Source organism: Bradyrhizobium sp. 613_E4_N2_2 (genome assembly GCF_052075995.1).
Taxonomy (GTDB): Bacteria; Pseudomonadota; Alphaproteobacteria; order Rhizobiales; family Xanthobacteraceae; genus Bradyrhizobium; species Bradyrhizobium barranii.
Map to the genome: position 1 here is coordinate 2807638 of NZ_CP197234.1, position 13972 is coordinate 2821609.

The 13972-nt window shown below is 63.8% G+C and carries 15 protein-coding genes; 12 read left to right on the plus strand and 3 right to left on the minus strand.

The window, feature by feature from the left end; genetic code table 11:
* Positions 1–74: 74 nt before the first annotated feature.
* Positions 75–914, plus strand: a complete 840-nt coding sequence (locus AB7290_RS13280) for a universal stress protein (protein WP_085405782.1) — start codon at positions 75–77, stop codon at positions 912–914.
* A 68-nt stretch (positions 915–982) separates the two neighbouring features.
* The gene (locus tag AB7290_RS13285) at positions 983–3676 is read left to right on the plus strand and encodes a bifunctional acetate--CoA ligase family protein/GNAT family N-acetyltransferase (RefSeq protein ID WP_441253472.1); all 2694 of its coding nucleotides are present in this window, start codon (positions 983–985) and stop codon (positions 3674–3676) included.
* 9 nt (positions 3677–3685) lie between these two features.
* Here AB7290_RS13285 and AB7290_RS13290 read toward each other — a convergent pair whose 3' ends face one another.
* Both AB7290_RS13290 and AB7290_RS13295 read right to left on the minus strand, forming a co-directional pair.
* Entirely contained in the window at positions 3686–4168 is a 483-nt protein-coding gene (locus AB7290_RS13290; RefSeq protein WP_085405784.1) for a phage holin family protein, read from the minus strand.
* The gene (locus AB7290_RS13295) at positions 4169–4444 is read right to left on the minus strand and encodes a hypothetical protein (protein WP_028149673.1); all 276 of its coding nucleotides are present in this window, start codon (positions 4442–4444) and stop codon (positions 4169–4171) included. It abuts the gene before it with no gap.
* 175 nt (positions 4445–4619) lie between these two features.
* On the opposite strand from AB7290_RS13295, the gene AB7290_RS13300 reads away from it, so the two are divergent.
* From AB7290_RS13300 to AB7290_RS13325, 6 genes are all read left to right on the plus strand, one after another.
* Positions 4620–5756, plus strand: a complete 1137-nt coding sequence (locus AB7290_RS13300) for an ABC transporter permease (protein WP_071911859.1) — start codon at positions 4620–4622, stop codon at positions 5754–5756.
* A 2-nt stretch (positions 5757–5758) separates the two neighbouring features.
* A complete protein-coding gene (locus AB7290_RS13305) occupies positions 5759–6526 on the plus strand; it encodes an ABC transporter ATP-binding protein (RefSeq protein ID WP_085405785.1) in 768 nt (255 codons plus the stop codon).
* A 3-nt stretch (positions 6527–6529) separates the two neighbouring features.
* Complete coding sequence (locus tag AB7290_RS13310) at positions 6530–7633, plus strand: ABC-type transport auxiliary lipoprotein family protein (protein WP_085405786.1); 1104 nt, start codon at positions 6530–6532, stop codon at positions 7631–7633.
* A gap of 127 nt (positions 7634–7760) precedes the next feature.
* Positions 7761–8474: a helix-turn-helix domain-containing protein gene (locus AB7290_RS13315; RefSeq protein ID WP_085405787.1), complete on the plus strand. Its 714-nt coding sequence runs from the start codon at positions 7761–7763 to the stop codon at positions 8472–8474.
* An 83-nt stretch (positions 8475–8557) separates the two neighbouring features.
* Complete coding sequence (locus AB7290_RS13320) at positions 8558–8683, plus strand: hypothetical protein (RefSeq protein WP_256461316.1); 126 nt, start codon at positions 8558–8560, stop codon at positions 8681–8683.
* Between the two features lie 282 nt (positions 8684–8965).
* Positions 8966–9694: a Crp/Fnr family transcriptional regulator gene (locus AB7290_RS13325; RefSeq protein ID WP_085405788.1), complete on the plus strand. Its 729-nt coding sequence runs from the start codon at positions 8966–8968 to the stop codon at positions 9692–9694.
* A gap of 3 nt (positions 9695–9697) precedes the next feature.
* Here the strand turns inward: AB7290_RS13325 and AB7290_RS13330 are convergent, their stop codons facing one another.
* Positions 9698–10480 (minus strand): cyclase family protein, encoded by a 783-nt coding sequence (locus tag AB7290_RS13330; protein WP_085405925.1) that lies wholly within the window; start codon positions 10478–10480, stop codon positions 9698–9700.
* Positions 10481–10909: 429 nt separating this feature from the next.
* Here AB7290_RS13330 and AB7290_RS13335 point away from each other — a divergent pair, with 429 nt between their 5' ends.
* The 4 genes from AB7290_RS13335 (at position 10910) to AB7290_RS13350 (ending at position 13955) form a co-directional block, all read left to right on the plus strand.
* Positions 10910–11068 (plus strand): hypothetical protein, encoded by a 159-nt coding sequence (locus AB7290_RS13335; protein ID WP_161495946.1) that lies wholly within the window; start codon positions 10910–10912, stop codon positions 11066–11068.
* Positions 11069–11089: 21 nt separating this feature from the next.
* Positions 11090–12061, plus strand: coding sequence for a TRAP transporter substrate-binding protein (locus AB7290_RS13340; protein ID WP_028149681.1), 972 nt, complete (start codon positions 11090–11092; stop codon positions 12059–12061).
* 62 nt (positions 12062–12123) lie between these two features.
* A complete protein-coding gene (locus tag AB7290_RS13345; RefSeq protein ID WP_014493779.1) occupies positions 12124–12672 on the plus strand; it encodes a TRAP transporter small permease in 549 nt (182 codons plus the stop codon).
* Positions 12663–13955, plus strand: coding sequence for a TRAP transporter large permease (locus AB7290_RS13350; RefSeq protein ID WP_028149682.1), 1293 nt, complete (start codon positions 12663–12665; stop codon positions 13953–13955). The genes AB7290_RS13345 and AB7290_RS13350 overlap by 10 nt, the downstream gene beginning before the upstream one ends.
* Positions 13956–13972 lie beyond the last annotated feature (17 nt).

Here is a 13972-nt window from a genome sequence, read left to right on the forward strand (position 1 = left end):
CGGTGTTCCCGCCTTGAGGAGGATCAAGCTTCCCGGCGAAAGGTGGCTTATCCTAGCCGGTAAGGAGAATCCCGATGCCCATCAAGGATGTCTTTCTGCCGCTTGTCGGCCAACCGCGCGGACCGGCCCTCGCCGCGATCGCGACATGCGTGGCTGTCGCCGCCGACCTCGGCGCCAGGATCACCGCGCTCGCGCTCGAGGAAGATGTTTTCGTGCGGCCGAAGGTCATCATCCCTGGCGATTTGGATCCCCCGGAGGCGAGCGGTTCGCGTGAGCTAAGCGACGTGCAGCAACTCCTCAACGCCTTCACCAATGCAGCCTCCCGCGCCAACATTCGTGCCCAAAGCCGATCGGGTAAGGTGCCGGCGGACCAGATGGCGTCGATCCTGGCCGAGCATGCGCGCTTCAGCGATCTGACGTTGGTCCCCGTGAGGCCGCATGACAGTCAAACGGAACGCATCATCGAAACGCTCCTGTTCGAATCCGGCCGGCCGCTGCTGCTCTGCCCGGAACAGCATGTGGACGAGCTGCGACCGGAGTTCGAGAACGTCATGATCGCCTGGGATCACTCCGCCCGTGCCGCGCGGGCCGTCGGCAACGCGCTGCCCATTCTTCAGGCTGCGGCATCCGTCCGGGTGGTCACGGTGGCGGACGACAAGACCGATGCGATCGTGCAATCCGGAACCGCGCTCGTCGACCATCTGAGGGAACACGGGGTCTACGCCTCGTTCGAAACGACGAAGGGCGGCGGCAGCTCGATCGGCAAGGTGCTCGGAAGCTGGGCGAATTCCCATGCCATGGATGCGATCGTGATGGGCGCCTACCATCATTCACGCCTGAACGAGATCGTCTGGGGTGGTGTGACAAAGACTGTCATTGGCCAGCCGCCGTGCTGGGTTATGATCTCGCACTAGGCGCATCGCCAATTTATCGGCCGATCGTCAACCATCGGAACCGCCACCGACCGGGCGCATTTGCTTCCATGTCAACCTATCGCTTGAAGAATCTGCTGTCGCCGCGTTCGGTTGCGCTCGTCGGCGCGAGCGCTCGCCCGGTCTCGGTCGGACGCGCCGTTCTCGAGAACATTCACAAGGCCGAGTTCAAGGGTCGGTTCGGCCTCGTCAATCCGCGCCATGCCGAGATCGGCGGCATCGCTGCGGTGGGCAGTATGGACGGGCTGGACTTCGTGCCCGAGCTCGTGGTCATCACCGCGCCGGCGCGAGAGGTTCCCGGCATCATTGACCAGGCCGGACGTCGCGGCTCGGCCGGCGCGCTGATCGTCTCGGCGGGCCTCGGTCACGGACCGGGATCCCTGCACGAGGCCGCGATCGCTGCGGCACGCAAATACGGCATGCGGCTGATCGGGCCGAACTGCCTCGGCATCATGATGCCGGGCGTCAGCCTCAATGCCAGCTTTGCCGCGCACATGCCGGGGGCGGGCAATCTCGCGCTGATCTCGCAATCCGGCGCGATCGCGGCCGGAATGGTGGATTGGGCTGCGCAGCGCGGCGTCGGGTTCTCCGGCATTGTCACGATCGGCGATCAGATCGATGTCGATATTGCCGACCTGCTCGATCATTTCGCGATGGATCCCAAGACCCGCGCGATCCTGCTTTACATCGAAGCCATCAAGGACGCGCGCAAGTTCATGTCGGCGGCACGGGCCGCGGCGCGCGTCAAGCCGGTCGTCGTGGTGAAGTCCGGCCGCATGGCGCAGGGTGCCAAAGCGGCGGCAACCCATACCGGCGCGCTCGCCGGCGCCGACGCCGTCTATGACGCCGCGTTCCGCCGTGCGGGCGTCCTGCGGGTCTCCGATCTGCGCGAGCTATTCGATTGCGCCGAGACGCTCGGTCGCGTCGAACCGCCGGCGGGAAAGCGTCTCGCCATCCTCACCAATGGCGGCGGCATCGGCGTCTTGGCCGTGGATCGGTTGGTGGACCTTGGTGGAATCCCGGCGCCCATCTCGGCTGAGACGCGCAAGAGCCTCGATGCAGTGCTGCCACCGACCTGGTCGGGTGCAAATCCCGTCGACATCGTCGGTGATGCCGATGCATCGCGCTACGCGGCCGCACTGGAGGTGCTGCTCGCAGATCCTGATAATGATGCCGTCCTCGTCCTCAACGTGCAGACCGCGATCGCCCCGGCGGCCGACATCGCCGCGACCGTGACGGAGCTCGTCGGCAAATATCGCGAGAAGCAGCGTCGATGGGCGAAGCCGGTGCTGGCGGCTTGGGTCGGAGCCGATCAGAACATCGTTCAGGCGCTCTCCGGCGCGGGCATTCCGAATTATCCGACCGAAGATGATGCGGTGCGCGGCTTCATGCATCTCGTGAGGCATCGCGAGGTCGTAGAGGAGCTGAGCCAGGTTCCTCCCGCGATGCCCGACACGTTCGTGCCTGACGCCCGGGCTGCCAGGCAGATCGTCGCCGCTGCGATCGCGGATGGCCGCAAATGGCTCGAGCCCATCGAGATCAAGCACCTGCTCGGGGCCTATGACATCGCGATGGTGCCGACCCGTGCTGCGACCGATGTCGAGCAGGCCGTCGCCTGCGCCAGCGAGATGTTCGCGCAGGGCGCCACAGTCGTGCTGAAGATCATGTCGCGCGACATCGTCCACAAGTCGGACGTCGGCGGCGTCGTCCTCAATCTGACCACGCCGGAGGCCGTGCGCACGGCTGCCACCGACATTCTCGCGCGGGCGAGGAAGCTCCGTCCCGAAGCCCGCATCGAGGGCGTCATCGTGCAGGCGATGGTTGTCAGGGCGAAGGCGCGCGAGCTGATCCTGGGTCTTGCCGACGATCCCACCTTTGGCACCGTCGTCGTCTTCGGCCGGGGCGGGACGGCGGTCGAGATCATCAACGACAAGGCACTGGCGCTTCCGCCGCTCGATCTGCAACTCGCCCGCGACCTGATCGGCCGTACGCGCGTATCACGGCTGCTGAGGGCCTATCGCGACGTACCCGCGGTCGAGCAGGACGCCGTCGCGATGGTGTTGGTCAAGCTCGCCCAGATGGCCGCCGACCTTCCCGAGATCCGTGAATTCGACATCAACCCACTGCTTGCGGACGAGACCGGTGTGACCGCGGTCGACGCCCGCGTCGCGGTGGGGCCGGCGCAGCGCAAATTCGCCGGCTCCGGCCCGGCCAACTTCGCCGTCCGGGCCTATCCATCGCAGTGGGAGCGCCGCCTGGCGCTCAAGGACGACTGGCGTATCTTCGTACGGCCCTTGCGTCCGGAGGACGAGCCGACCATCAACGAATTCCTGCGTCACGTCACGGCGCACGACCTCCGCCTGCGCTTCTTCGCGCCGATGAAGGAGTTCACCCACGAGTTCATCGCGCGGCTGACCCAGCTCGATTATGCCCGCGCAATGGCCTTCATCGCATTCGACGAAGCGACCGGCGAGATGGTCGGCGTGGTCCGGCTCCATTCGGACTCGGTCTATGAGAGCGGCGAATATGCGATCCTGCTGCGCTCCGACCTCAAGGGCAGGGGGCTCGGATGGGCGTTGATGCAGTTGATCATCGACTATGCGAGGTCGGAGGGGCTGAAGACCATCTCGGGTGATGTTCTCAGGGAGAACACCACAATGCTCGAGATGTGCCGCCAGCTCGGCTTCGACGTGAAGCCGGATTCGACCGAGCCCGACCTCTGTGACGTCAGGCTCAAGCTCTGAGCATTCCGATCACGAGTGCGCTTCGCGCGATGCGGCGGATTCCGTGGCCGTTTTCCGCAGACTCTTGACGATGATCGCGATCAGCGGCACCAGCACCGGCACAATCGTGCTGAGCGGATGATGGACCGCGCCTGACACCTGGGCCTGGAGCGCCCGCGCCTCGAGCTGCAAGGCTTCGATGGATGCGCCGTGAATTTCATTGGCGAGCTCGATGTCGCGGCCGGATGGAGGACGGCCGGCAACGACGAAGAGAACCGCCGCGATGGCGAAATTGACGGCGCCGAGGATGGCAGCCGCCGCAATTGCGCTCCAGATCTGGACCAGCGCGAAATAGGCCGACAGCTCCAGCATCAGGAGCCCGAATGCTGCGATCAGCGCCGCGAAGGCCCGCAGACCGAGACCGATCAGCAGATGGCGCAGCCTGATGTCCGCGATGATCCTGTCGGTGCGCCACAGCACGCGCAGATGTTTGACGACATTCTCCGTGTTCACCTAGTGTCTCCTCAGCATGAAGCCGACGACCACGCCGAGCGCGAAGGCCGAGGCGAGCGACGTGATCGGGCGATCCGCAATGAGATCCTGAAGCTGTTCCTGCTCGTCACTGACGGTCTCGCCGAGCTCGGCAAGCGCAGCCTTGATCTGATCGGCCAGAGCCTCGGCCCGGTCTTTCGAGCTGTCGAACATCTCTTCGCCTGCGGTGCTCAGCAGACGCGTGACGTCAACCTTCAGCGCTCGCAGTTCTTCGCTCATCCTGTCGCTGTTGAACATGGATTTGAGAACTCCCTTGAATGGAAACAACCCTAGGGCCCGGCGACCCGGCGCCCTTGATTTGCGTCAAGGGATGGCGCGTGGCCCTGGTGTTGAGACAGGTCAACCCGGCCGCCACATGCTGGCCTAGAAGTGGCGGCTGAATGGGGACCAATTGTCCCGATGAGGTGGAAACGTGAACTCCGAACCGCTGTTGCTGGCAACGCCCTCCGGCGATGTGCTGAAATTGCGCCCGGAAGGGCCGTGGACGGCAGCCAATGTGTCGGCGCTCGAAACGCTGTCCCGATCGGTCGGAGCGGATGTCGATCGATCCAGTGCCGTGACGCTGGACATGTCCGGCGTCAGCGCGCTCGACACGCTCGGAGCCTGGGTCCTGGAGAAGTTGTCGCGCAGGGCCGCATCTTCCGGCAGATCGGCCGAATTCGTCGGCGTTGCCGATCATTTCAGCGGCCTGATGGACGAGGTGCGTCAGGTCAACCGCCACACCCCGGCGGTTGCGGCCGCGCCAAATCCGATTCTGCTCAGGCTCGGCGATCTCGGCAAATCCACGGTTGGCGCGCGCGAAGACGTCACGATCTTTCTTCAAATGCTGGGTGCATTGTTCATCGCCGTGATCGGCGTGCTGCGCCGGCCACGCTCGCTGCGGCTGACATCGCTTGTCTATCAGCTCTACCGGATCGGCTGGCAGGCCATTCCGATTGTCGTTCTCATTACCTTCCTGATCGGTGCCATCATCGCCCAGCAGGGGTTCTTTCATTTCCGCAGGTTCGGTGCGGAGTCCTACACTGTCGACATGGTCGGCATCCTGGTGCTGCGCGAGCTGGGTGTGCTGATCGTCGCCATCATGGTCGCCGGCCGATCGGGGAGCGCGTACACGGCCGAGCTCGGCTCGATGAAGATGCGCGAGGAGATCGACGCGCTCTCGACCATGGGCCTCGATCCCGTCCATGTCCTGATATTGCCGCGAGTAGCAGCCCTCGTCATCGCGCTGCCGATCCTCGCGTTCATTGGGGCGGTTGCGGCGCTCTATGGCGGAGGACTGGTCGCACAATTCTACGGCGGCATGGCACCGGCGATCTACATCGCGCGGCTGCATGAGGCCATCTCCGTCACCCATTTCGAGGTTGGCATCCTTAAGGCGCCCTTCATGGCTCTGGTGATTGGGATCGTCGCCTGTAGCGAAGGATTGCGCGTGAAGGGCAGCGCGGAATCGCTCGGGCGGCAGACGACCACGTCGGTGGTGAAGTCGATCTTCCTGGTGATCGTGCTCGACGGCCTGTTCGCGATCTTCTTCGCTTCGATCGGAATGTGACGATGGACGAGTCGCAAGAGGTATTCGCGATCCGCGTTCGCGACCTCGTGGTCGGCTTCGGCCGCCAGACCGTGCTCGACCATCTGTCGCTCGACGTCCGCCGAGGCGAGATCCTCGGGCTCGTCGGTGCCTCCGGCGGCGGCAAGTCGGTCTTGATGCGCACCATCATCGGCCTGATCCCGCGCCAGGGCGGGAGCATCGAAGTCATGGGACGGCCGATCGGTGGCCGCACCGAAGGCGCGGCCACGACGTGGGGCATTTTGTTCCAGCAAGGTGCGCTGTTCTCCTCGCTGACGGTACGTCAAAACGTGCAGTTTCCGCTCCGCGAAAATCTCGTGCTGTCGCAGGAGCTGATGGACGAGATCGCGATTGCCAAGCTCGAGATGGTCGGGTTGCGAGCGCAGGACGCCGACAAATATCCGTCCGAGCTCTCGGGCGGCATGACCAAACGCGTGGCGCTGGCCCGCGCACTCGCGCTCGATCCGCCGATCCTGTTCCTGGACGAGCCGACCTCCGGTCTCGACCCGATCGCCGCCGGCGATTTTGACGCGCTGATCGGGACGCTGCAGAAGACCCTCGGCCTCACCGTGTTCATGGTCACCCATGATCTTGCGAGCCTCACCACGGTCTGCGACCGCGTCGCCGCGCTCGCCGACGGCAAGATCGTGGCGATCGGCCCGATGCACGAATTGCTGCAATCCGAGCATCCCTGGGTGCGCGCCTATTTCCACGGTAAGCGCTCGCAGATGCTGCAACACGAGATGAGATGAGACATGGAAACCCGCGCTCCCTACGTGCTGATCGGCAGCTTCGTGCTGGCCGCTATCCTCGCGGTGTTCGGCTTCGTCTATTGGTTGAACAACACGGGCGGCATCGGGCCGCGCGCGAACTATCATGTGCAATTCCAGGGTCCGGTGCCCGGCCTGCTGGTCGGTGCCGGTGTGCTGTTCAACGGCATCCGGGTCGGCGAGGTGACGCAGATCGGCCTCGCGCCGGATAATCCGCGCTTCGTCAATGCGACGATCTCGGTTGCCTCGACGACACCCGTGCGTACCGACACCAAGGTCGGGCTCGATTTCCAGGGGCTGACCGGCGTGCCGGTGGTGACGCTGGAGGGCGGCATGATCGTTGCCAAGGCCGGCGAGCCCGTGACCCTGATCGCCGAGGCCGGTGCAGGCCAGAGCATGACGCAGGCTGCGCGCGATGCGCTGCGACGAGTCGATACCGTGCTGGAGGACAATTCCGGTCCGCTGAAGGACACTATCGCGAACCTCAAGATATTCTCCGACGGGCTCGCGCGCAACACCGGCAAGATCGACGGTATTCTGGCGGGCCTCGAAAAGATGACCGGCGGCGGGACGCCGGCGCAGAAGATCACCTATGACCTGCGCACGCCGCAGAATCTTGGGCCGGCCGGCAAGACGCTTTCGGCGTCACTGGCGATTCCCGAGCCGACCGCGGTCGCGATGCTTCAGACCCAGCGGATGTTGTTTGCACCCAGCGGGGATAATCCGGGCTTTGCGGAATTCCTCTGGGCCGACAGCATTCCAAAACTGGTGCAGGCGCGGCTGATCGACAGCTTTGAGAATTACGACATCGCCCACGCGCCCTTGCGCACGAGCGATCTCGGGCAAGCGGACTACCAGCTCCTGATCGACATCAGGCGCTTCCGGATCGCCATGGAAGGCGAGGCTCGGGTCGAGATCGGACTGTCGGCACGCATCGTCGACAAGAACGGCAAAGTGGTCGCGTCGCGCCTCGTCGAGACCAGCGAGACGCTTGAAAAGGTCGAGCCGGCCGCAGCGGTCGCAGCGTTCGACGCAGCCTTCGCCCGCATTGCAAAGGAGCTGATCGGCTGGACGGTGCAGGCGGTCTAGCAACAACACAAGACGGCCATGCCCGCCAAAATTGATCTGGGTCAATCGACTTTGGCGCAGTGCAGTAAAATGCACCCCGCGCGGTGGGCTCGGCCTGATGCGGGGCAGCCGGTGCTTGGAGCGGTAGATGAAGGCTTCCGTGGTGACGATCGAGCCGAATGGGCATTTCTGTAGCGATTGTGCGGTCCGCGACTTCGCGGTGTGCTCGTCGCTGGACCCGGCCGAGCTCAGGGAATTCGAGCATCTGGGGCGCCGCGTCCACTTTGACGGGGGCGAGACCGTCTTCTCCGAGGAGGACAGCACGACCTCGTTCTACAATCTCCTCGACGGCGTCATGCGGCTTTACAAGCTATTGCCCGACGGTCGGCGGCAGATCGTGGGATTCGCGTTACCAGGCGATTTCCTGGGGATGAATATTTCCGGCCGTCACAATTTTTCGGCCGATGCGATCGGTGGCGTCACAGTGTGCCAGTTCGCGAAGGCGCCCTTCGGCCGCTTCGTCGAGAGCCGGCCGCATCTCCTCAGGCGGATCAACGAGCTGGCGATTCGCGAGTTGAGCCAGGCGCGCGACCACATGGTCCTGCTCGGCCGCCGATCGGCGGACGAGAAAGTCGCGACGTTTCTGCTTGCCTGGCGCGAGCGGCTATTCTCGCTGAAGGGGGCGTCGGACACGGTTCAGCTGCCGATGAGTCGTCAGGACATTGCCGATTATCTCGGCCTGACCATCGAAACCGTCAGTCGCACCTTCACCAAGCTGGAGCGACATGGGGTGATCGAGATCGTTCATGGCGGCATCAGCCTGCTCGATCCGGCGAAGGTCGAGGCCTTGGCTGCGGCCTGATCCGGCGCTCGCCAAATTTGATCCCAATCAATGACGGCGGTCGTGCGCCGCCAATAATGCCCAAAATAACAGGGGAGGGCATCATGCCGACTGACGCACTGCTGGTGACGATCGCTGTCGTGGTCGTTTTTGTCACATTCGCCGGGGCCTTGGCATGGGCAGACCGGCAAACCAGCGCAGGTCGGCCCGATTCGGACGCCAAGCACTGACGGTCCCGAGATCACAATCGCGTTTTACCGTGCTTGCCGCGGAGGCTTCCACGGCCAGCTCGCGGCCGTTCGGCAGCGCCTCAACGCAATGGTGCGCGCGATAGCTGCAACCCTGCATCGACCGGGACACATTGGCTCATCCCCCGGATGCCGCCTTGGCGCCCGACCGCGGCATTTTCGCCGTATTTGACTCAAACCGTGCACATGCTTTCCGGTTGAAAAGCCTGCTAACGTTGACTACGCAGGAACTCCAGTGCCTCGCAGTCTTAGGAGCCGAGCGGCGTGCCTCAGGACAAGACCGGCGACCCCCGACAAGCGGCGGGCAACAAATTATCGGTCCTGCGCAAGCACCCGATCTTCGCGGATCTGGAGCCAGATGCGCTCGATCAGCTCTGCCGCTACGCCAAGCACACCACGGTGAAGCGCGGTGCGACGATCGCCGCCAAGGGCGATCCCGGCAACAACCTGTTCGCGGTGATCACGGGAACAGTGAAGATTTCCTCTTCTTCGCCGGATGGAAGGAACGCTATTCTCAATCTGATCGGTCCTGGAGAAATCTTTGGCGAGATCGCGGTTCTCGACGGCGCGCCGCGCTCGGCCGACGCGACTGCCAACACCAATTGCGAACTCTACATCATCGACCGTCGCGACTTCCTGCCATTCGTGAAGAGCCAGCCGGCGCTGGCGATGAAATTCATCGAGCTGCTTTGCGCGCGCCTGCGCTGGACCAGCCAGCAGGTCGAGCAGGTAATCCTGCAAAATCTGCCGGGCCGGCTTGCGAGCGCGCTGCTCGGTCTCACCGAAGAGCGCAAGTTCGACTCCGGCAGCGGCACGCTCGCCATCACGCAGCAGGAGATCAGCGAGATGGTGGGGATGACGCGCGAGAGCATCAACAAGCAATTGCGCGCCTGGGCCGGCCGCAGCTGGGTTCGTCTCGAGCACGGCGCCATCGTCGTGCTGGATACCGATGCGCTGCGCGACCTCGCCGAGAGCGGCCTCGACGGCGAGTGAAGCTCAGACCTGACTGTCGACGATGGCGACCGCTCGGGTCCACCCTGCGGACGCTCGCTCGATCTTTACCGGGAAGCATGAGATCGTGAATCCGGTCGACGGCAGCTTGTCGAGATTGTGCAGCTTCTCGAGATGGCAATAGCCGATGTGTCGTCCCGCCTTGTGACCTTCCCAGATCAGGCCGGCATCTTTTGTTTCGGCATATTTCTTCGCGGTGTAGACGAACGGCGCGTCCCAGCTCCAGCCGTCGGTGCCGGTCAGCCGCACGCCGCGTTCAAGCAGGTACATGGTGGCCTCATAGCCCATGCCGCAGCCGGAGTTGACGTAATCGGCCTGGCCGAATTTGGCGCCGGCGCTGGTGTTGACGACCACGATCTCCAGCGGCGACAGCGTGTGCCCGATCCGTTTCAGCTCCTTCTCGACATCGTCGGCAGTCACCACGTACCCATCGGGCAGGTGGCGGAAGTCGAGCTTCACGCCGGGCTGCAGGCACCATTCGAGCGGCACCTCGTCGATCGTCCATGACCGCTCGCCGCGATTCATGGTCGGGTGGAAGTGCCAGGGCGCGTCGAGATGCGTGCCGTTGTGGGTGGACAGCGAGACCTGCTCGACCGCCCAGCCCTGGCCATCCGGCAAATCCTCCGCCTTGAGGCCGTCGAAGAACTGCAGCATGCGGGGCAGGCCCTGCTGGTGATCAATATACTGGATCGTCGGGTGATTGCCCGGCGGATCGGCCGTCACGTCGTTTCTGAGCGGCACGGAAATATCGATCAGCTTCCGCGGCATGGGCATTTCCTCGCGATGTTCCGTTTCGGTGCATCTTGGGCGGGCTCTCCCTGTGGCGTCAAGTAACGCCCAGGTGCAGTCGATTTCGGAAAAACGGAGCCATTCGCCGGTCGCGCCCTCGAAGTGATGCATGATCGATCGATGCAACTCCAGCATTGATCGATGCCGGATTTGGCTTGGACTCAGAATGCCGCCCGCCCTAGGGACGACGTTGGCGACATCGCGCTGGTCAGCGCGCATCGCACAAGGATGGGGCGACCGTCACGTCTGCACCTCCAAGCCGCAACCAATAGCGGTCGATTCTAAAACCAGAGGAACGTCCATGGATATGACGAGCATCGTCACCTTGCGTCCGGCATTGGCCGACGGCGAGGCGGGATTAAAGGGAAGCCGGCACCTGCCGCGCAAGTCCCTGCCGGAGAGGGCGCGATGAAGCTCGCACCTTTCCTCGCCGTGATCATCCACCAGTCAAATCCGCTCGACTCCGCCGCGCAATCCTACCAAGGTGGTGCGTTTGTAACGCTTGACTTTACACCTGAAGTGGAGCGACCCAAGGCGGCCTGCAGCATCGGCCCGACAACGACATAATTAACTCAGGAGGAAGCCCAGATGAAGACACTTACCGGCATCATCGCAGCCGCCGTACTGGCGGTCTCAGCGCCGCTGGCGACCGCACGCGATTTCCGTTCGGCCGACATCCACCCCGCCGATTATCCGACCGTCGAAGCCGTCAAGTTCATGGGCAAGCAGCTCGCGACGGCGAGCGGCGGCAAGCTCGGCGTTAAGGTGTTTCCCAACGGAGCCCTGGGCTCCGAGAAGGACACCATCGAGCAGCTGAAGATCGGCGCCCTCGACATGATGCGGATCAACGCATCGCCATTGAACAACTTCGTGCCTGAAACCATCGCGTTGTGCCTGCCCTTCGTGTTCCGGGACACGCAGCACATGCGCACGGTTCTCGATGGTCCGATCGGCGACGAAATCCTGGCGTCCATGGCGCCCGCGGGCCTGATCGGCCTTGCCTATTACGACAGCGGCGCCCGGTCCATTTACACCGTCAAGGCGCCGGTCAAATCGCTCGCCGACCTCAAGGGCCTGAAGATCCGCGTCCAGCAGTCCGACCTCTGGGTCGGCATGATCCAGAGCCTCGGCGCCAACCCGACACCGATGCCGTATGGCGAGGTCTATACCGCGCTCAAGACCGGCCTCGTGGACGCCGCCGAGAACAACTGGCCGTCCTACGAATCCTCGCGTCACTTCGAGGCCGCCAAGTTCTACAACGTCACCGAGCACTCGCTCGCGCCGGAAGTTCTCGTGATGTCCAAGACGGTCTGGGACACGTTGAGCAAGGAGGATCAGGCGATGGTCCGCAAGGCGGCCAAGGAATCGGTGCCCGTCATGCGCAAGCTCTGGGACGAGCGTGAGCAGGCCTCCCGCAAGACCGTCGAGGCGGCCGGCGTGCAGGTCGTCACGATCGCCAACAAGGCGGAATTCGTCGATGCGATGAAGCCGGTGTACGACAAGTTCGCCGGCGACGAGAAGCTGAAGGGCCTCGTCAAGCGGATCCAGGACACGAAGTAGGGCCACAGCGTCGGGTCCGGCGTCGCCGCGAGGCGGCGCCGGACCCCCGCAAGGAGACGCCGATGACAGACCCACATGTCGCAAGCCACGAGCAGGAGGTAACCGGCCGACCGTCGACCGGCTTGCTGTCGCGGATCAATGCCGTCGTTGCTCGCCTCGGCATGTATCTGTCCGTGACCGGCCTGCTCGTCATCGTCACCATCGTGTTCTACCAGGTGTTCGGACGTTACGTGCTTAATTCGAGCCCGACCTGGACGGAGAACCTTGCGCTGGTCCTGATCCTGTATGTCACGCTGATCGGCGCCGCCGTCGGCGTTCGCGACGCCGGACACATCGGCATGGACAGTTTGCTGGTGATGCTTCCGGATCATCTGCGAGAGAAGATCGAGCTCGTGATCCACGTTCTGGTGGCCGTGTTCGGCATTGCGATGGCCTACAACGGCTGGATCCTCGGAGCGTCGGTCGGAACCGTGAAGATCCCCAATCTCGGGCTCCCCGAGGTCATCCGCTACGTCCCGCTGATCGCCTCCGGCGTCCTGATCGTCTCCTTTTCAATCGAGCACATCATTGCGCTCCTGCGCGGCGAAGAGGTCGTCCCCTCATGGAACTGATCATTCTCGGCGCGACCTTCTTCGGCTTCCTGATCCTCGGCGTACCCGTCGCCTTCGCGATCGGCCTCTCGGCGATCTGCACCATCCTCTACGAAGGCCTGCCGGTCGCCGTCATCTTTCAGCAGATGATGTCGGGGATGAACATCTTCTCCTTCCTCGCCATTCCGTTCTTCGTCTTCAGCGGTGAGCTGATGCTGCATGGCGGCGTCGCCGACAAGATCGTGCAGCTTGCCAAGAACCTCGTCGGACACATCCGCGGCGGGCTCGGCATGTCGAACGTGGTCGCCTGCACGCTGTTCGGCGGCGTCTCCGGCTCGCCCGTGGCCGACGTGTCGGCTATGGGCGCGGTGATGATCCCGATGATGAAAAAGGAAGGGTTCGACACCGACTACGCCGTCAACGTCACCACCCATGCCTCTCTGGTGGGCGCGCTCATGCCGACCAGCCACAACATGATCATCTATGCGCTCGCTGCCGGCGGCAAGGTCTCGATCGGCGCGCTGATCGCCGCCGGACTTCTGCCGGCGATCGTGCTGATGGTGTGCATGCTGGTCGCCGCCTACGCGGTCGCGGTGAAGCGCGGCTATCCGGCCGGCAAGTTCCCGGGCTGGGCCGAGGTTTTCCGCTCGTTCGCGGCCGCGCTGCCCGGCCTGCTGATCGTCGGCATCATCCTGGCGGGCATCCTGTCCGGCGTCTTCACGGCAACTGAATCCGCAGCCGTCGCGGTCACCTACACGATCCTGCTGACGTTCTTCATCTACCGCACCATGACCTTGCCGAACTTCCTGCGGGCTGCCGCCAAGGCCGTGAAGACGACGGGTGTGGTGCTGCTGCTGATCGGTGTCTCCACCATGTTCCAGTATCTGATGGGACTTTACGAGGTGGCCGACTTCGCCGGCGACTTGATGAGCAAGGTGTCCTCGCAACCCTGGGTCATCTTCCTGCTCATCAACGTCATCCTGTTCGTGCTCGGCACGTTCATGGACATGGCGGCGACTATCCTGATCTGCACCCCGATCTTCCTGCCGATCGCGATGAAGGCGGGCATGGATCCGGTGCAATTCGGCATGCTGATGCTGATCAACTGCGCGCTGGGGCTGAACACCCCGCCGGTCGGAACGACGCAGTTCGTCGGCTGCGCCATCGGCGGCATCTCGGTGGGGGCGGTGATGCGCACCATCCTGCCGTTCTATGCCGCCCTGATCGCAGCTCTGATGTTCGTGACCTACGTCCCCGCGTTCTCGCTGTGGCTGCCCCGCCTGCTGATGGGCTACAAGGGATAGCAGCAACAGGGAGAAAC